This is a genomic window from Sphingomonas sp. CFBP 13733 (genome assembly GCF_014841795.1).
Classification (GTDB): domain Bacteria; phylum Pseudomonadota; class Alphaproteobacteria; order Sphingomonadales; family Sphingomonadaceae; genus Sphingomonas; species Sphingomonas aerolata.
On sequence record NZ_JACYUP010000004.1, the window covers coordinates 137067 to 154048 of the forward strand.

The window sequence follows — 16982 nt, forward strand, 5'->3', positions numbered from 1 at the left end:
GAAACCTCCGTCAAAGGGTGTCGTCACCGCGCGAGCGCGATCAATTGGGCAAGACCGTTGGTGCCGGTCTTGGCGACGATGGCGGCGCGGTGATCTTCGACCGTCTTGGGGCTGAGCCCGAGGATGTCGGCAACGGCCTTGTTGCTATGTCCCTGCACGAGCAGGTCGAACACCTGACGTTCGCGCGCCGACAGGGCTGCGGTTCGTGCGCGGATGCTGCGTTGGCGCCGGGACCATGCCACCCCCTCGTCGACCGCGCTGAGGAGGCGTGTCTCGTCGAGCGGCTTTTCCAGATAATCGAGGCCGCCATAGCGCCGCACCGAATCCACGGCATTCGCGGTCGTCGGCCACGCGGTCATGAAGACGATCGCAACCGCGGGGTCGATCATTCGCACGCGGTCGGCAAAGCCGAAGCCGTCGAGGTCGCCCATCATGATGTCGGTGACGATGCACAGCGCCGGTGCTTCGGCATAGACCGACAGCAGCATGACCGGGTCGAGAAAGGGTTCGGCGGCATGACCGTGACGGCAGAGCAGCCGTGCGACAGCCGCGCCCAGGTCATGGTCGTCATCGACGACATAGACGGCGGCACGATCCGGCTGATTGGCGGGGAGTGTCATGTCTCGGCTCCGGGGCGCGGGAGGGATAGCGTCGCGCAGATGGTGCCGTCGGCGTGCGTGACACGCTCCACCGTGCCGCCATGGGCTTCGACGATCGCCCGCGCCACGAGCGCCCCGACGCCCATGCCGGGGCGTGCTTCCCGCCGATCGGGGCAGCGGTTCGCGACCATGACCACGACCCGGTCGTCGTTCTGATGGGCGGAGAGCGCGACACGACCGTCGCACGCCTGCACCGCATTGCGGACCAGATTGACCACCGCCTGCGCGAGCTCAATCTCCTGGCCGAAGACGACCAGGTCGGGATCGATGGGCGACACCTCCACCACGACCCGCGCCGCCCTGGCCTCGGCACGGGTCAATGCCGTGACGGTCTCGACCAGCGCGGACAGGGGCAGGGCGCTGGGTTCGTCGACCGATCGACCGCCGAAACGACGCAGCCGGCGGACCAGCGTGGACAGCGCCGCCGCCTTGCGGTCGATCAGCGCAGCGGTCTGGGCGATGTCCGGATCGGCGGCGACGGTGATCTCGTGCAGGTGCTTGGCCTCGATCGCCAGCGTCGAAAGCGGCTGGCTGATCTCGTGGATCACCGCTACCGACATGGCGCGCAACGTCTTCAGCCGTTCCGCCTGGAACAGCATGCGGTCGCGGCGCGACAGGTCGCTCTGGGCCCGCGCCTGCGCATCGGCGAAGCTGCCGGCGAGGTAGCCGACGACGACGATCGATGCGAGGCTCATGTGCAAGGCGAGCCGTTCGGCGACGGGCAGGTCGGTCGCGGTAAAGGGCAGGACGATCGCCGCCACGATCACGATCGCGCACCAGCCTGCGGTGCGGCCGAAACGCAAACCGATCCAGGCGACCGCGAGCAGCGCCGGGGCGGCGGGGACGCCCAGCCCGATCTCCGCCAGCAGCGTGCTCGCGGCGATCGCTGCGCCGAGGACGACGGCCGCTTCGGCCAGTCCGGCAAGCTGGCGCAGCGTCGGACGGTGCAATGCCCGCGGCCGGTACTGCCAAGCATGGACCACCCAGAGCAAGGGCGGGGCGATCAGCAACACGCCGAGCAGGTCGCCGACGACAAAGCCCGTCAGCGATGCCACCGTCTGACGAAGGCCCGAGACGCCCGTCAATTCGGGACTGAACAAGGTCCAGGGCAGCGCCGCCATGGTCGCCGCGACCGGCGCGGTGACTGCGGCGAGGCCGAGCGGCATCGGCGCGACGCCGAGGCTCGATTGCGACCGCGCCGCGACGTGGCGGACCAGCCAGACGACGATGCCATAGGTCAGCGCGGGCCGGGCGACGCCGTTTGCCGCGGTCAGCCAGCCGGCCTGGCCCGGAACGATGATGCCGGCGATCGTCTGCACGATCAGTTCCGTCGCCATCACCGCCAGCGTCAGCCGCGGGCCACGGCTCCACAGCAGCGCCAGCCTGACGCCCGCGGCGGGATAGAGCAGCGAGTAGAAGCCCTGACCGCCCCAGCCTGCCGCGGCCTGGTGCGCGGCCGCGAACGCCGCTGCATAGCCGATGAGCCAGGGAAGGTCGGCCAGTCGTGGCACTGTTTTGCCGGCTACGGCACCAATCGAGAGGCGGGGCGGAGAGGGAGGCAGCGGCATTGAGGGCTGCCTAGCCGCATCCGGCGCCGATAGGCCATCGGGGAAATTCCCGGGTTTTCGGCGCGGCGGCGATGGCCATGATGATCGCGAGCCAGCCCCGGGAATGTATCGATGCCAGCCCATAGTGTCTCGCGATCGCGGAATCGTCACCGCGTAACGGGCGCAGCCGTACGATGACGGAAGGACCTGATCCGGTTCACGCGGTGCGCGAGCTCTGGTACCAGGAGGATGGCAGCGTCATCGTCTACAGCCATCAGGTCGTGCCGCGGCGGTGGTGGAACCGCCTGACGCGGCCGATCGGCATGATGCTGATCGTGCTCGCCGTCGCGTGGCCCGCATTGCTGCTATCTCATGGATTGACATGGCTGGGTCTGGCGTTTGCCATTGGCGACGTGTGCGTCGTATTCGTCGGCCGCGATCTGATCCTGTGGGGGGACAAACGCTGGAGCGATTCATAGATGACCGCGACTAGACGCGGAACCGGAAGGTCTGGGTAGCGGGGCATCGCGTGCCCTGACGGGCTTGTCGCTCGTCAGGGCACGCGATCACGGGCTTGTCGGCCCCAGGGCCGGCGGGTCAGTCGCCGGGGAGGGCAGCACCGGCGACTGCGAACAGATCCGCCGCGGAGTGGCGGGACAGGTCGATCGGAAACGCCGCGCTCATCGATACGCCCGCCGGCGCGTCGTTCGCATCGAAGCCGAGCGCGCGGCAGGCCGTCACGCTTGCCTTGGTCCTGCAGGCAAGCCCGCCGCCATGTGCAAAGACGTTCAGAAGTACCCGGCGTGCGTGCGAGCGCGGCCGGATGCGCAGATCGGGAACGTCGGTATAATAGATCTCCAGCGCGCCGGGGCAGAGCCGGGCGAGATCGTCGAGCAGCGCCTCGCGCTCGTTCGGTGCGGCGGTCGGTTCGGTGCGCAGCGCCTCCTCGTCACCGTCGGTTTCATCGTCGGCCTCGCTCTCTCCGGCCAGATCTTCGACGGCGGGTGCGGGGCGGTCGGCGAGCAGCCGGGCGAGCCGCTCCTCGAACGCGACCGGATCGACCGCTGGCGCGTCGCCGGGTTCGGTGCCGTCGTTGCAGGGCGGCATGAACGCGGCAATGAGATCCCGCTCGATCGGCGCGAGCCAGTGCTTCTTCACCCATGCGCTCGGCCGCTGCCCGGGCTCGGGGAGAACGGTCGCGGCCAGGTCGCGCGGCAATTGGAGATAGGTGAAGCCGAGGTGATCGAGCATCGTGGCCTCGTTCCCCGGCCCGAACACATCCCAGTGTGCGGCTGCGAGCTGCGCCTTGGCGAAGGTGCAGCTGCCGCCCTTGCGCTGGAGAAGCGGGCTTTCATCGCCGTTCAGCGCCAGCATCGCGACGATCGTCTCGATCGGTCCGTTGGGCTCTGCGGCGGCGAGCGCATGCAGATGCTTGAGATGCCGACGGGCGAAGGTGACATAGGGCGAGCGCAGCGTCTGATAGGTGACGTGCTTCTCCCAGCGCTCGAGGACCGATCCGCCAAAGGGCCGCTCGGCCTTGCCGGCATACAGGCCGACATAGACGAGCCGGTCGTCATGGAACATGCCGTAGATGCCAGGCCCGCGCAGTGCCTCCGGCTCCCCCGCCCAGGGTGCCCGCGGCACGGCGCGCAGGTTCATCCATGCCGGCTTGCCGAGCGTGGGCGGCACGGGACGCAGGGTAAACAGCTCGGAAGCCCGGTAAAACGGCATGCGCAATGTCTCCTTATGGGGTGGCCATGCGGCTTAGGCGGGCGCGCGCGCGACCGGCTATCCGGGGTTTTCCCGGGGGGCGACATCGCCGGCGGCCCGTCCCGCGGGCTGCCGGTCACGGGGCGCGCTAGAAGCCGACGCGAAGCGAGACGTCGACCGCGCGGGGACGGCCGAGGACCCATTGCTGGTTGTTGTATGTGCTGATCGCATAGTCCCGGTCGAACAGGTTGTAGCCGTGGATGTCGACCGCGAGCCGTGGCGTCACTGCATAGGAGAGCGTTGCATCGACCGTGGCGTAGCTGGGGACGCGGAAGCTGTTCGCATTGTCCGAATAGCGGCGTCCGACGTAGCGCAGCCCGGCGCGTGCCTGGAGCGCGTGCGTCGCGTTCCAGCGCAGCCAGAGATTGGCGAGCATCTCGGGCACGTCCGGCGGGGTATTGCCATCGAAGCGCATACCGCCTGAGACGAAGTCGTCGAACGTGGCGTCGAGGATGCTGCCGTTCGCATCGATCCCGACACCGTAAGGCAGATCGAGCGACACCGCGGCCTCGATACCCCTGGCCGATCGCTGGCCGACCTGCTCGACCGGGCTCGTCGGGGTCAGCTGTGCCAGCAGGCGCTTCTTGACGATGCGATAGGCGGCGAGGGTGGCGGTGCCGCGACCGTCGAGGAACACGGCCTTCGCGCCGACCTCGACCTGATCGCCAACCGCGTTGCTGAACTGCACCTGCCCGGTCGAATAGGTCGTCAGCGTCCCCAGCGGGTCCACGCCGGTGGCATATTGCGCATAGAGCGACACCGTCGGGACCGGCTGATAGACGCTCCCGACCCGCCAGGTCACATTGTGCAGCCGCTTGTCGAGCGCGAACGTCTGGGTAGTGGCGCCGCCTGGATAGTCGATCGACCAGCGGCGGATCGTGTCGCGCTCGAAGCGGACGCCACCGACGATCGAGACGTGCGTTCCGAGCTTCAGCCGGTCCTCGGCGAAGACCGCATATTCGGTCGTGCGCGTGCGATAGCGCGGTGCGATGCCTTGCGTGTCGATGATCAGACCGGGATCGAACGCGAAGGGGTCGACCTCCGAAACCTGGGGGTCAGACCCGAAATTGTGCGAATAGGTCAGTTTGATGAGGTTGACGTCGAAGCCCATGACAAGGTCGTTGCCGACGCCATCGGCGATGCCTGTTCGGAGCGTCACGCTGCCCTGATCGCCCCATTGCATCTGGTCGTGGACGATGCCGGTCATGTCGGTGCGCAGGATGCCGCCCGGAGTGCCGGTGTTGCCGCTGCCGTTGGGGCAGACCCCGTCCGCGGCGATCCAGCAATAGGTTTCGAGATTGAGCCAGGAGCGTTTGGAGGTGAGGCGATAGGCCTGGTTGCTGACGGTGACCGCATCGCTCGGTGTCCAGTCGACCTGCAGGCTGGTGCGGTTGTCCAGGTAGCGGATGCCGCCGTCGCGTGTGGTGTAGTTACGCTCCCGGATGCCGTCGTCGAGCCGACCGTCGATCAGCGGCGTGCCGAAATAGCGCATCGGCTTCTGGTCGCCATAATCGTCCCGCACGGTGACGACGAGCGTGTCGGTTGGCGCCCAGCGCAGCGTGCCCGACACGGCATGGCTGCGCGACTGGCCGCAATCGACATAGCCGTCCGATCGGCGATAGCTGCCGTCGATGCGGTAGGAGAGGCGCTCGGTGATCGGCCCCCCTGCGCCCGCCGCGACATGGAAGCTGTCCTGCGAGCCATAGCCGATCTCGCCCTCCACGTGCGTCCGCTGCGTATCGGGTTTGCGCATCACGACATTCACCGCGCCGCCCAGTGCGCCCTGGCCGTAGAGCACCGAGGCCGGGCCGCTCAGGATGTCGATCCGCTCGACCATCCACGGATCGGTCGGAAAGGTGATCGTGCCGGCCGCCGGGAACAGTCTTATGCCGTCGATGAGCTGGAGTACGGATCCCTGGCCGCTGAAGCCCCGCGCCGCGAGTGCGGTGCCGCCATTGCCGGGGTTGCCCGCGTTGCTGATGCCCGGTGCGCGGCTCGTTGCGTCGATCACGGACAGGTCACCGCGCGCGCGGATCGTGGCGCCGTCGATGACTGAGAGCGTCGCGGGGGTCTCGAGCGGCGTGAGGCCCAGGCGGCTGCCGGTCGCATTCGGCGTGGTGAGCGTGTCCTGGGCATGCTGTCCGACGATCAGGATGTCCTTGGTATCGGGATCCGGCACGGACTGGGCGTGGACTTGTGCTGCCAAGACAGGCGACAGAATAGCCCCCGCGAGCGCGAGGCGAGACAATAGGAACGGCATTACGGTAATCCCCCGGGCGTCTAGCGAACCCGGCAGGGACCTCCCGCGAACGGCCGACATCCGCGCCAGCCGGACGCGATTGCGACCGGCACGCATGCCCGTGCGGTCCCCACCGCACACGTCGTCGCTCGACGGAGTACCGTGCCGCGGCCACCCCCTGGGCCAGGCAAGAGCGACCAGACGCCGGCAGGTCTCCTGGCTCACGGGTCCTCGCACGATGCACGGCCTTCCCAGGCCCTCATGACGAAACGTCTGGCCCAGTGGCTGCCCCTTCCTTTGCAGGAAGAAGCGAAATGCATCGCGCTCGCCGCTTACAGTTGCAGGGACAGCCTCGGCTTCAGGTAGCGAACCACCCTCACCGCGTTCCCTATTAAGCCCCTTTCGGGGCACCGACGCGATCATGCCGCCCTGCTCGGATCGAACAGGTCAGCGGCGCCGGTCTATCCCGGTCACGGCGGTTCGGCAATCGCCCGGGGCGAGCGGCGCGATGGCGGCTCGATCGTCCTGCTCGATTGCTGTGATCCAGAAGCTCCGTTTGGCGCGATGCGCGTCCTCGATCAGGAGGCGGCGGTGCCGCACGCTCTGTGCGGGGATGCCACGCTGATGGCATGCAGGATTAAGGGATCGAGATGAAGAACGTGAAGAGCCGTCAGGCCGTGACGGCGATGCTGCTGGCTGCGGCATCGGCGGGTGCCATGATTCAGCCGGTCGCCGCGCAGACGGTGGCGCCGGCCGAGACGCAGGCGGAAACGCGCATGACGACCGCGGCGGCACCGTCCAGCGCCGGCAAGCCCGCGCTGGCGCAGGCCGGGGTTGCCGGCACCGTCGAAGCCAAGGGTGATTCAGCCAGTGCCGCCGCGCCTCAGATGACCCGCGACAATGGTGCGCCGATCGGAGAGAACCGCCACTCGAAGGCGGCGGGCGATCTTGGCCCCGTCCTGCTTGAGGACACGACGCTGATCGAGAAGCTCGCACGCTTCGACCGGGAGCGCGTGCCCGAGCGCGTCGTCCATGCCCGCGGAACCGGTGCCCACGGCGTGTTCACCGCGACCGCGGACATTTCGAGCATCACCGGTGCATCGCTGTTCATGCCCGGCAAGCAGACGCCGGTGTTCGTCCGCTTCTCGACCGTGATCCACCCCTCGGGCAGCCCCGAGGGCATGCGGGATCCGCGCGGCTTTGCGACCAAATTCTATACCGATCAGGGCAATTGGGATCTGGTCGGCAACAACCTGCCGATCTTCTTCATCCGCGACGCGATCCAGTTTCCGGACATGATCCACGCGCTCAAGCCCTCGCCGGTGACGAACAAGCAGGACCCCAATCGCTTCTTCGACTTCTTCTCGGCCACGCCCGAGGCGACCAACATGCTCGCGCATGTCTATTCGAACCTCGGTACGCCGGCATCCTACCGGACGATGGACGGCAACGGCGTCCATGCCTTCAAGCTGGTGAATGCCAAGGGCGAAACGGTGTTCGCCAAGTTCCGCTGGATTAGCCGCCAGGGCGTGCGCAACCTGAACGGGGCACAGGTGGCGACCGCGACCTGGAACTACCTGACCGACGATCTTTATGGCGAGATCGGCAAGGGCAACTTCCCCGTCTGGGACCTGATGGTGCAGACGATGTCGGCGTCGGCGTTCGCCAAGCTCGACTATAATCCCTTCGACGACACCAAGGAATGGCTGGGCGTACCGTTCCGCAAGATCGGCGAGATGACGCTCAACAAGGTGCCGACCAATTTCTTCGACTATACCGAGCAGTCGGCGTTCGCACCGGCCAACCTCGTGCCGGGGATCGAGGCGTCGCCGGACCGGATGCTGCAGGGCCGGCTGTTCTCCTATTCGGACACGCAGCGCTATCGCATCGGCGCCAATGCGATGCAGTTGCCGGTCAATCGTCCGCTCGCGAGTGTCGTCAACAATTACCAGGACGGCCAGCTCGACCACGCCAACCGCGCGTCCGACGTGAATTACTTCCCGGCGGCGACCGCGGCAAAGTCGACCGATGCCCGCTTCCGGGCCGCGCCCTATGGCATCGACGCGACCGTCGATGCGAAGCCGATCGCCAAGACCAACAACTTTGCCCAGGCGGGCGAATTCTACCGGGCGCTCAAGGCGCAGGACAAGGCGGATCTGGTGACCAACCTGGCGGGTGATCTCAATGTCGTGACGTCCGCACGGACGAAGACGATCATGGTCAGCTACTTCTACCAGGCGGACAAGGACTTCGGCACGCGCCTGGCAACCGCGGTGAACGTTCCGATCGCCGACGTGTCGCGCGCGGTGGCGGACTATCGCGCCGCCAACCCGGGCCAGGGCGCCCGCTGATCCCGGGGCAGGGGGTGCGCCACGACGCGCGCCCCCTGCCATGGCAGACTTCAAGGAATCGAGACCGACGATGCTGACTTATCTTGCCGCGCTGCTCGCCGCGGCCGGTCCACAGGCCGCTGTGACCGAGCGACAGACGCCCCCTGTGGCTGCAGCCTTGCCATCACCCGAGCGTCGCCAGCAGCTGCTGTTCGAGGCGGCCCGGCTCGGCCGCACGGACATGATCGATCCGCTGCTCAACGCCGGCGCCGACATCAATGCCTATGATGAGCGCGGTTTCACGCCCCTGATCCTGGCGGCGTATAACGGACAGCTAGCTACGGTCGACGCGCTGATCGGCAAGGGCGCCGACGCCTGTCGCCCCGATCGTGACCAGGGCAACAGCGCGCAGATGGGTGTCGCGTTCAAGGGCGAGGATGCGATCGCGGCGCGGCTGCTGAAGGCGGGGTGCGACGTGAACGCGCGCAATCATGCCGGGCAGACTGCGCTGATGATGGCATCGCTGTTCAATCGCCGGGCACAGGTCGACCTGCTGCTGGCGGCGGGTGCGGACCGGACGATCCAGGATGCGGCGGGACGATCGGCAGGTTCGGTCGCGGCAGGCCAAGGCAACGCCGCGATGGCGGAACGCGTCAAGCGCTGACGCGACCTTGCTCGGGTGTTGCGCGCGCCACAGCGGGCCGTGTCGCTACCGTTCCGCATTGACGCGGCGCGGCATCCGGGGCCATCGCGTTGGCCATGACCAAGAGCAAGGGACGCACCGGCGCACACGCGCGCGCCAATATCCAGCCTGCGCCGACAGCCGCCGAGCTCGACGCAGCCAAGCACGAGGCCGTCCAGATCGAGGGGCGGCTCGCCGGCCTCGCGGCCGGGCATCCGTCGGTGAAGATCTGGAAGGCCCGCCTCCGGGCCGCTCAGGCGGTGATCGCTCGCGCGCCGCGCGACTGAGACGCTCATAGAGGTGCGGCCGGGTCTGGATCACGGCGCACTGATGATCACGATCACACCGTCAGCTCATGTCAGTCCCGGGATTTACTCCGACAAGTGAAGCCGATAGCCTGTGTCTAAAGACGTGGCTGGGAGAGTGACATGGGTTGGACGCGTCGCGGTGCGCTAGGCGCAGGGATTGCGCTGGGGGCGGTGCCGCCATTCGCCCTGGCGGCGGCGGGTGCACCCTCGGCGGCGACCCCCTTTCCGCTGTCGCAGGTGCGGTTGCTGCCGTCGATCTTCCTGACATCGGTGCAGGCGAACCAGCGCTATCTGCTGTCGCTCGATGCGAACCGTCTGCTGCACAATTTCCATGCCGGGGCAGGGTTGCCGACCAAGGGCGAAGTCTATGGCGGATGGGAGTCACGCGGGATCGCCGGGCATTCGCTCGGTCATTATCTCAGCGCACTGTCCCTGATCTATGCGCAGACGGGTGACCAGCAATTCCGTGACCGCGCGGCCTATATCGTCGCCGAACTCAAGGCGATCCAGCTGAAGCAGGGGGATGGCTATGCCGGCGGGACGACCGTCGAGCGCGACGGCAAGACCGTCGATGGCAAGGTGGTATACGAGGAACTGCGCAAGCGGGAGATCCGGTCGACCGGGTTCAGCCTGAACGAAGGATGGGTGCCGCTGTACACCTATCACAAGGTGATGGCGGGCGTGCTCGACGCGCACCGGCATGCCGGGCTTGCCGATGGTCTGGCCGTGGCGATCGGGCTTGGGACCTATCTCGGCACGATCCTGGAAGGACTGAACGACGTCCAGATCCAGGATATCCTGCGGACCGAGCATGGCGGGCTGACCGAATCCTATGCCGAGCTGTACACGCGGACCGGCAATCGCCGCTGGCTGACACTCGCCGAACGGCTGCGGCATCACGCGATCGTCGACCCGCTCAGGGACGCGCGCGACGACCTCGCGGGGCATCATGCCAACACCCAGATCCCGAAGATCGTGGGGGAGGCGCGGCTGCATGAGCTGACCGGCGATACCGATCATGCCAGGGTCGCGCGGTCATTCTGGACGATCGTGACGCGCGACCACAGCTATGTCATCGGCGGCAATTCGGACCATGAGCATTTCGGCGAGCCGCGCAAGCTTGCCCAGCGGCTCGACCAGCAGACGTGCGAGGCGTGCAACAGCTACAACATGCTGCGCCTGACCCGGCATCTCTATGGCTGGACCGGTGATGCGCGCTATTTCGACTTTTACGAACGCGCGCATCTCAACCACATCATGAGCCAGCAGCACCCCGATACGGGGATGTTCACTTATTTCACCGCGCTGGCGCCGGGCATGGGGCGCGTGCATTCGAGCCCGACCGAGGATTTCTGGTGCTGTGTCGGGTCGGGCATGGAAAGCCATTCGAAGCATGGCGAGAGCATCTACTGGAAGCGCGGCGATGCGGTTGCGATCAACCTCTATTATGCCTCCACGCTGGATGCCCCCGAGGCGAAGCTCGACATCGATACGCAATTCCCGCTCGGCGACACGGTGCGGATCGCGGTCAGGACGGCGCCACGGACGCTGGCGCTCCGCGTGCCCGGCTGGTGCACCGCCCCGCTGTTGCAGGTGAACGGCAGAACGGCCGGCGTGCGCGACGGCGCGTATCTGCTGCTGACCGGGCTCAAGGCGGGCGACCGGATTGCCTTGTCGCTGCCCATGCCGGTGCGCGTCGAAGCGATGCCGGACGATCCAAGGCTGGTCGCGTTCCTCAGCGGCCCGCTGGTCCTTGCGGCCGATATGGGCGCGGGGGACCGTCGGTCCGACGGGCCGGACCCCGCGCTCGTCACCGACCGGACGGAACCCGTGCTGGCGGCGGCAGGCGGGTTGCACCGGTATCGACTGGGCGGGCAGGGCAAGCCGGGCGACCTGACGCTGCGACCGTTTTTCGCGCAGCACGACAACCGCACCACGGTCTATTTCCGCCGGTTCGGCACCGCCGAGTGGCCGACCGCGCAGCTCGCCTGGGCGCGTGCGTCGCAGGAGCGGGCGGCGCTGGCCGCGCGGACGGTCGATGTGATCCGGCTGGGTGAGCAGCAACCCGAGGTCGACCACGCGTTCGCCGACAGCGGCAACTCGGCGGCGGTGTCGCATGTCGCCGACCGCAGCCGCAACGTGAACGTCGGGTTCTTCGAATTCGACCTGGCGGTCGCGCTGGGGCCGCTGACGCTGCAGGTCGAATATGGCGGCGGGCAGCGCAACAAGGATTTCCGGATCTCGGTCGACGGTACGCCGTTGGCGCGCGAGCAGCTCACGGGTGACGTCACCGCCGCCCGCAACATCCGGACCTATCCGCTGCCGCCCGAGACCACGCGCGGCAAGTCGAAAATCCGCGTCCGCTTCGACTCCGATACCTGGCAGGGGGTCGAGGTCTATACGGTGCGGACGATGCGATCCGAGACGATCTGACCGGTACGACGGAAATAGGTCTGGACGGTAAAGTCGGGGGATTTCCGGCTGGTCGGTTAGGTCCGGGGGCGGTATCGGGCCATCCCGTGGATCGTCGATCGGAGACGTCATGAAGGTTGCGATCATTGGTGCAGGAATCACCGGCCTGAGCTGTGCGCTGCGCCTGCAGCAGGACGGCTGCGTGGTGACACTGTTCGACAAGGGACGTGGGGCGGGTGGTCGGATGGCGACGCGGCGGATCGAGACGCCCGGCGGCATGATCGCGTTCGACCATGGTGCGCAATATCTGACGATGCGCGACCCGGATTTCGTGGCGGCGATGCAGAGCTGGGCGGCGGCGGGCGTCGTCGCGCGCTGGCCCGCGGCGGGGCACGATGCCTGGGTCGGGGCGCCGGGGATGAACGCGATCGTCGGGCATCTTGCGGCGCAGACGGACGTCCGCTGGAACACCCAGGTCACCGCGCTGTGCAAGACGGCGACGGGGTGGCAGCTCGATCCTGGCGAAGCGGAGCTGTTCGACAGCGTCGTCGTCGCGATCCCTGCGGAACAGGCGGCGGGGCTGCTCGCACCGCATGACGCGGCGATGGGGCGCGTCGCAGCGGACAGCCGGTCGGCGCCGTGCTGGACGGCGATGTTCGCGTTCGAGACGCCGCTCGCTATTTTTGACGACGTGCTGAAGGATCGCGGCATCATCGGCTGGGCCGCGCGCAACAGCGCGAAACCGGGACGCGATGGTCCGGAGGCGTGGGTCGTCCAGGCGACGCCAGACTGGTCTCGCGATCATCTGGAAGACGCGGCGGAGACTGTGGTCGACCAGCTACAGGCGGCGCTCGCTGCGCAGTGTGCCGACGCGCTGCCCGCGCCGATCGTCCGTGTCGGGCATCGCTGGCGCTATGCGCGCGCCGCGGCAGGTGAGTCCGGCTGTCTGTGGAATGCGGGCGAACGGATCGGGGCGGCGGGCGACTGGCTGCTGGCGCCGCGGATCGAGAGCGGCTGGTTATCTGGCCGACGCCTTGCCGAGCAGATGCTGGCAGACGCGTAACGACGGATCCCGGCGCCGCGCCCGGTCGTCACGCGGACCACGCATCGACGCGATAGGGCCATGGTCCGGCGCATGAAAATTGCCGCGAACCTTTGCGTGGCAGGCATTATCGGTTAACGGGGCCGCATGGCCACCCGTCCGCAGACCCTCTACGAAAAGATCTGGGCATCGCACGTCGTCGAACGGCGCGACGATGGCACCTGCTTGATCTATATCGATCGCCACCTCGTTCACGAGGTGACCAGCCCACAGGCATTCGAAGGCCTGCGCGTCGCCGGACGGCGGGTGCGGCGGCCCGATCTGACGCTGGCGGTGCCCGACCATAATCTGCCGACGACCGCACGCGTCGACGCCGCGGGTGTGCCGCTGCCGATCGCCGATCCCGAAAGCGCGCAGCAGCTCGACGCGCTGCGTCGCAACACGACCGAGTTCGGGATCGACTATATCGACGCGACCGCGGTGCAGCAGGGGATCGTGCATGTCGTCGGGCCCGAACTCGGCTTCACGCTGCCCGGATCGACGCTGGTCTGCGGCGACAGCCACACCTCGGCGCATGGTGCACTCGGCGCGCTCGCCTTCGGGATCGGCACCAGCGAGGTCGAGCATGTTCTCGCCACGCAGACTTTGTTGCTGAGCCAGTCGAAGACGATGGAGGTCCGCGTCGACGGCACGCTGGGCTTCGGCGTCAGCCCAAAGGACGTGATTCTGGCGATCGTCGGGCGGCTCGGTGCTGCGGGCGGGACCGGTCACGTGATCGAATATACCGGCGACGTGATACGCGCGATGTCGATCGAGGGGCGGCTGACGGTCGCGAACATGTCGATCGAGGCGGGGGCGCGGGCCGGCCTCGTCGCGCCGGACGAGACGACCTTCGCCTATATCAAGGGCCGGCCGATGGCGCCGAGTGGCGAGGCGTGGGAGCGCGCGCTGGCCTGGTGGCGGACGCTGCCGAGTGATGCGGCGGCGTCCTATGACAAGACGGTCGTGTTGCAGGCGAGCGATATCGCGCCGGGCCTGACCTGGGGCACCAGTCCCGAGGACGTCGTGCCGATCACCGGCCATGTCCCTGACCCGATGAGCTTTGCCGACCCCGCCAAGCAGGCGGCGGCGCGCAAGTCGCTCGAGTATATGGGGCTGACGCCGGGTACCGCGATGCAGGACGTCGCGATCCAGCATGTCTTCATCGGCAGCTGCACGAACAGCCGGATCGAGGATCTGCGCGCGGCTGCGGCGATCGCGAACGGTCGGCGGGTCGCCGATGGTGTCCGCGCGCTGGTGGTCCCCGGATCCGGCCTCGTGAAGCGTCAGGCCGAGGCCGAGGGGCTCGACCGGATCTTCACCGGCGCGGGCTTCGAATGGCGCGAGCCAGGCTGCTCGATGTGCCTGGCGATGAATCCGGACAAGGTGCCGCCGGGCGAGCGTTGCGCCTCGACGAGCAACCGCAATTTCGTCGGACGGCAGGGGCCGGGTGCGCGCACGCATCTCGTCTCGCCCGCGATGGCGGCCGCGGCCGCGGTCACGGGACGGCTGAGCGACGTGCGCGACCTGATGGGACATGAGTTATGAAGCGTGTGATGATGCTGTTGATGGCCGGCGCGGTGATGAGTGGCGTTGCAGCCTATATGGCGGCGGCGCGGACGCTGCCGGGCACCGGACGTGTCGCCCCGGCCGAAACCGGCCCGCGATGAAGCCCGTCTCGACGGTTTCGGGGCGCGCCTATCCCTGGGGGGCGAAGAACGTCGATACCGACGTGATCATCCCCGCGCATTGGCTGAAGACGATCACGCGGACGGGGCTCGGGCGCGGCGCGTTCGAGACGGTCCGTGCGCAGCCGGACAATGTGTTTGACGATCCCCGCTATTCCGGCGCGCCGATCCTGATCGCGGGCGACAATTTCGGCTGTGGGTCGAGCCGCGAGCATGCCGCCTGGGCGCTCGCCGACATGGGCATCGCCGCGGTGATCGCGCCGAGCTTCTCGGACATCTTCTCGGGCAACGCGTTCAAGAACGGCATCATCGCCGTCGTCCTGCCGCAGGATGCGATCGACCGGCTGATCGAGGTTGCACGGACCGACAGCGTGACGATCGACCTCGAATCGATGACCGTCACCACGCCGTTCCAGGACCGCTTCGTCTTCGATCTCGACGCGTTTCGCCGGCAATGCCTGATCGAGGGGCTGGACGAGGTCGGGCTGACACTGGCAAGAGATACCGCGATTTCAAAATTCGAGGAGGCGGTGGCCGAACATCGCCCCTTTCTGGAGAGGGAAAGCGGTTATGCGGGCATTGCTGTCGAAGGCGTCGGGCGGACCTGAAACTCTGATATTGTCGGAACTGCCTGATCCGGTCGCCGCGCCGGGCCAGGTCGTGATCGCCGTCAAGGCCTGCGCGATCAACTTTCCCGACGTGCTGATCATCGAGGACAAATATCAGTTCAAGCCCGAACGCCCCTTTGCACCCGGCGGCGAAATCGCGGGGATCGTCGCTGAGGTCGGTGACGGGGTCGAGGGCTGGGCGGTCGGCGACCGGGCGATCGCGATGCTCGGCCATGGCGGGCTGTCCGAAAAGGTCGTGGCCGACCCGGCCAAGCTCTACCGCCTGCCCGAGGGGCGCGACTTTGCCGAGGGCGCTTCGCTGATCCTCACCTATGGCACGACGATCCATGCCTTGCTCGACCGCGGGCATCTGAAAGCGCGGCAGACGTTGCTCGTGCTGGGCGCGGCGGGCGGCGTCGGGCTTGCGGCGATCGAGCTTGGCAAGGCGTTCGGTGCGCGGGTCGTCGCTGCTGTCTCGTCCGAGGAGAAGGCGGCCGCCGCGCGGGCGGCGGGTGCCGACGAGACGATCGTCTATGCCCGCGCCCCGTTCGACAAGGACCAGTCCAAGGCGCTGGCCGAGCAGTTCAAGGCCGCGGTCGGCAAGGCGGGTGCCGATGTGATCTATGATCCGGTCGGTGGCGACTATGCCGAGCCCGCGCTGCGCTCGATCGCCTGGGAGGGGCGGTATCTGGTCGTCGGCTTCCCCGCCGGTATCCCGCGGCTGCCGCTCAACCTGACTTTGCTCAAGAGCTGCGACGTGTGCGGCGTATTCTGGGGTGCGTTCGCTGCCCGTGACCCGAAGGCCAACCAGGCGCATATCGAAACGCTGTTCGAGCTGTGGCGCGACGGCAAGATCGCGCCGCGGGTGACCGAGCGGTTCGCGCTGGAGGACGGTGGCAAGGCGATCGCGAAGATGGCCGCACGCGCCGCGATCGGGAAGCTGGTCGTCGAACTCGGCTGATGATGTCTCTCGCGCCGTGCCGGTTCAGAGCAGGCGCGAGATCGTCATGACGATCGCCATCCACAGGATCGCGGATGCGGCCGCACCGAGTGCCATGCCATGCGCGATCGAAGGAAATCGACCGCGACCATGACCACCGGCACCGATCGGCGGCGCTGCGGGGTGACGCGATACGGCGGTGTCGGACGGCGGCGAAATGCTCCTTGGATGGTGGCCAGTCATTCTACTCTCCATGCCCGTGCCCTGTGTCACGTGACTGTCTTATAGATGATGGATGTGCCGGCATTGTTCCAGAGCCGCACCAAATTATTGCGGAGCCGCGGACCGCTACCTATCTGCTAAGCTCGACACGCCGGAGGGAACACGTGCGCCATGACGACTTTTGACGATCGCGAGCGATCTTTCGAGGCAAAATTTGCCCGCGACGATGAACTCGCATTCCGTGTCACGGCGCGGCGCAACCGGCTGCTGGGGCAATGGGCCGCGGCCGAGATGCGGCTGACCCGCGAGGAGGGCGACGCCTATGCGACGGCCTTGGTTCACGCCGATCTCGAAGGCGGGGGCGACGACGATGTCGTACGCAAGCTGGTCGGCGACATGACTGCCGCGGGTCTCGACCATGACGAGGCGACGGTGCGCCGTGCGCTGGCGACGCAGATGATCGAGGCGCGTCGCCAATTGATGGAGGCCCAGTAAT

Annotated in this window: 16 protein-coding genes and 1 riboswitch; of the genes, 11 read left to right on the plus strand and 5 right to left on the minus strand. The window is 67.5% G+C overall.

The window, feature by feature from the left end; translation table 11 throughout:
• Positions 1–23: 23 nt before the first annotated feature.
• Together IFT71_RS13165 and IFT71_RS13170 are read right to left on the minus strand one after the other, a co-directional pair.
• Complete coding sequence (locus IFT71_RS13165) at positions 24–620, minus strand: response regulator transcription factor (protein WP_031393582.1); 597 nt, start codon at positions 618–620, stop codon at positions 24–26.
• The gene (locus IFT71_RS13170) at positions 617–2170 is read right to left on the minus strand and encodes an ATP-binding protein (RefSeq protein ID WP_107930164.1); all 1554 of its coding nucleotides are present in this window, start codon (positions 2168–2170) and stop codon (positions 617–619) included. The genes IFT71_RS13165 and IFT71_RS13170 overlap by 4 nt, the downstream gene beginning before the upstream one ends.
• Positions 2171–2400: 230 nt before the next feature.
• Between IFT71_RS13170 and IFT71_RS13175 the strand changes: the two genes are divergently transcribed.
• The gene (locus tag IFT71_RS13175) at positions 2401–2685 is read left to right on the plus strand and encodes a hypothetical protein (protein ID WP_192141443.1); all 285 of its coding nucleotides are present in this window, start codon (positions 2401–2403) and stop codon (positions 2683–2685) included.
• A 118-nt stretch (positions 2686–2803) separates the two neighbouring features.
• On the opposite strand, the gene IFT71_RS13180 is transcribed toward IFT71_RS13175, so the two are convergent.
• Both IFT71_RS13180 and IFT71_RS13185 read right to left on the minus strand, forming a co-directional pair.
• Positions 2804–3937, minus strand: a complete 1134-nt coding sequence (locus IFT71_RS13180) for a hypothetical protein (protein WP_192141445.1) — start codon at positions 3935–3937, stop codon at positions 2804–2806.
• 127 nt (positions 3938–4064) lie between these two features.
• Positions 4065–6155 (minus strand): TonB-dependent receptor, encoded by a 2091-nt coding sequence (locus tag IFT71_RS13185; protein WP_342212657.1) that lies wholly within the window; start codon positions 6153–6155, stop codon positions 4065–4067.
• Between the two features lie 249 nt (positions 6156–6404).
• Positions 6405–6643: riboswitch (cobalamin riboswitch) on the minus strand.
• Between the two features lie 222 nt (positions 6644–6865).
• Between IFT71_RS13185 and IFT71_RS13190 the strand changes: the two genes are divergently transcribed.
• The 9 genes from IFT71_RS13190 to IFT71_RS13225 all read left to right on the plus strand — a co-directional run bounded on the left by IFT71_RS13190 (position 6866) and on the right by IFT71_RS13225 (position 16285).
• A complete protein-coding gene (locus IFT71_RS13190) occupies positions 6866–8566 on the plus strand; it encodes a catalase (protein ID WP_274602336.1) in 1701 nt (566 codons plus the stop codon).
• 73 nt (positions 8567–8639) lie between these two features.
• On the plus strand, positions 8640–9209 hold the full coding sequence (locus tag IFT71_RS13195) for an ankyrin repeat domain-containing protein (RefSeq protein WP_244654969.1): 570 nt from the start codon (positions 8640–8642) through the stop codon (positions 9207–9209).
• A gap of 95 nt (positions 9210–9304) precedes the next feature.
• Entirely contained in the window at positions 9305–9514 is a 210-nt protein-coding gene (locus tag IFT71_RS13200; protein ID WP_037527415.1) for a hypothetical protein, read from the plus strand.
• A gap of 141 nt (positions 9515–9655) precedes the next feature.
• A complete protein-coding gene (locus IFT71_RS13205; RefSeq protein WP_192097546.1) occupies positions 9656–11968 on the plus strand; it encodes a glycoside hydrolase family 127 protein in 2313 nt (770 codons plus the stop codon).
• Positions 11969–12077: 109 nt separating this feature from the next.
• Positions 12078–13010 (plus strand): NAD(P)/FAD-dependent oxidoreductase, encoded by a 933-nt coding sequence (locus IFT71_RS13210; RefSeq protein WP_192141451.1) that lies wholly within the window; start codon positions 12078–12080, stop codon positions 13008–13010.
• A 126-nt stretch (positions 13011–13136) separates the two neighbouring features.
• Positions 13137–14576, plus strand: a complete 1440-nt coding sequence (leuC, locus tag IFT71_RS13215; RefSeq protein WP_031441613.1) for a 3-isopropylmalate dehydratase large subunit — start codon at positions 13137–13139, stop codon at positions 14574–14576.
• Positions 14573–14698 carry a hypothetical protein gene (locus IFT71_RS21735; RefSeq protein ID WP_261362615.1) on the plus strand — a complete coding sequence of 42 codons (126 nt, stop codon included), beginning with the start codon at positions 14573–14575 and terminating at the stop codon, positions 14696–14698. Before leuC ends, IFT71_RS21735 begins: the two co-directional genes overlap by 4 nt.
• The gene (gene leuD, locus IFT71_RS13220) at positions 14695–15324 is read left to right on the plus strand and encodes a 3-isopropylmalate dehydratase small subunit (RefSeq protein WP_031441614.1); all 630 of its coding nucleotides are present in this window, start codon (positions 14695–14697) and stop codon (positions 15322–15324) included. Before IFT71_RS21735 ends, leuD begins: the two co-directional genes overlap by 4 nt.
• Complete coding sequence (locus IFT71_RS13225) at positions 15287–16285, plus strand: NADPH:quinone oxidoreductase family protein (RefSeq protein ID WP_192141453.1); 999 nt, start codon at positions 15287–15289, stop codon at positions 16283–16285. Before leuD ends, IFT71_RS13225 begins: the two co-directional genes overlap by 38 nt.
• 24 nt (positions 16286–16309) lie before the next feature.
• On the opposite strand, the gene IFT71_RS13230 is transcribed toward IFT71_RS13225, so the two are convergent.
• The gene (locus tag IFT71_RS13230; RefSeq protein WP_037527422.1) at positions 16310–16507 is read right to left on the minus strand and encodes a hypothetical protein; all 198 of its coding nucleotides are present in this window, start codon (positions 16505–16507) and stop codon (positions 16310–16312) included.
• Between the two features lie 150 nt (positions 16508–16657).
• On the opposite strand from IFT71_RS13230, the gene IFT71_RS13235 reads away from it, so the two are divergent.
• On the plus strand, positions 16658–16981 hold the full coding sequence (locus IFT71_RS13235) for a DUF1476 domain-containing protein (RefSeq protein ID WP_031395262.1): 324 nt from the start codon (positions 16658–16660) through the stop codon (positions 16979–16981).
• The last annotated feature ends 1 nt before the right edge of the window (position 16982 follow it).

Bases quoted from the DNA above. Each gene is read 5' to 3' on its own strand.
- IFT71_RS13165 (WP_031393582.1), bottom strand. From the start codon at position 620: ATGACACTCCCCGCCAATCAGCCGGATCGTGCCGCCGTCTATGTCGTC.
- IFT71_RS13175 (WP_192141443.1), top strand. From the start codon at position 2,401: ATGACGGAAGGACCTGATCCGGTTCACGCGGTGCGCGAGCTCTGGTAC.
- IFT71_RS13180 (WP_192141445.1), bottom strand. From the start codon at position 3,937: ATGCCGTTTTACCGGGCTTCCGAGCTGTTTACCCTGCGTCCCGTGCCG.
- IFT71_RS13190 (WP_274602336.1), top strand. From the start codon at position 6,866: ATGAAGAACGTGAAGAGCCGTCAGGCCGTGACGGCGATGCTGCTGGCT.
- IFT71_RS13200 (WP_037527415.1), top strand. From the start codon at position 9,305: ATGACCAAGAGCAAGGGACGCACCGGCGCACACGCGCGCGCCAATATC.
- IFT71_RS13205 (WP_192097546.1), top strand. From the start codon at position 9,656: ATGGGTTGGACGCGTCGCGGTGCGCTAGGCGCAGGGATTGCGCTGGGG.
- IFT71_RS13210 (WP_192141451.1), top strand. From the start codon at position 12,078: ATGAAGGTTGCGATCATTGGTGCAGGAATCACCGGCCTGAGCTGTGCG.
- leuC (WP_031441613.1), top strand. From the start codon at position 13,137: ATGGCCACCCGTCCGCAGACCCTCTACGAAAAGATCTGGGCATCGCAC.
- IFT71_RS21735 (WP_261362615.1), top strand. From the start codon at position 14,573: ATGAAGCGTGTGATGATGCTGTTGATGGCCGGCGCGGTGATGAGTGGC.
- leuD (WP_031441614.1), top strand. From the start codon at position 14,695: ATGAAGCCCGTCTCGACGGTTTCGGGGCGCGCCTATCCCTGGGGGGCG.
- IFT71_RS13225 (WP_192141453.1), top strand. From the start codon at position 15,287: ATGCGGGCATTGCTGTCGAAGGCGTCGGGCGGACCTGAAACTCTGATA.
- IFT71_RS13230 (WP_037527422.1), bottom strand. From the start codon at position 16,507: ATGACTGGCCACCATCCAAGGAGCATTTCGCCGCCGTCCGACACCGCC.
- IFT71_RS13235 (WP_031395262.1), top strand. From the start codon at position 16,658: ATGACGACTTTTGACGATCGCGAGCGATCTTTCGAGGCAAAATTTGCC.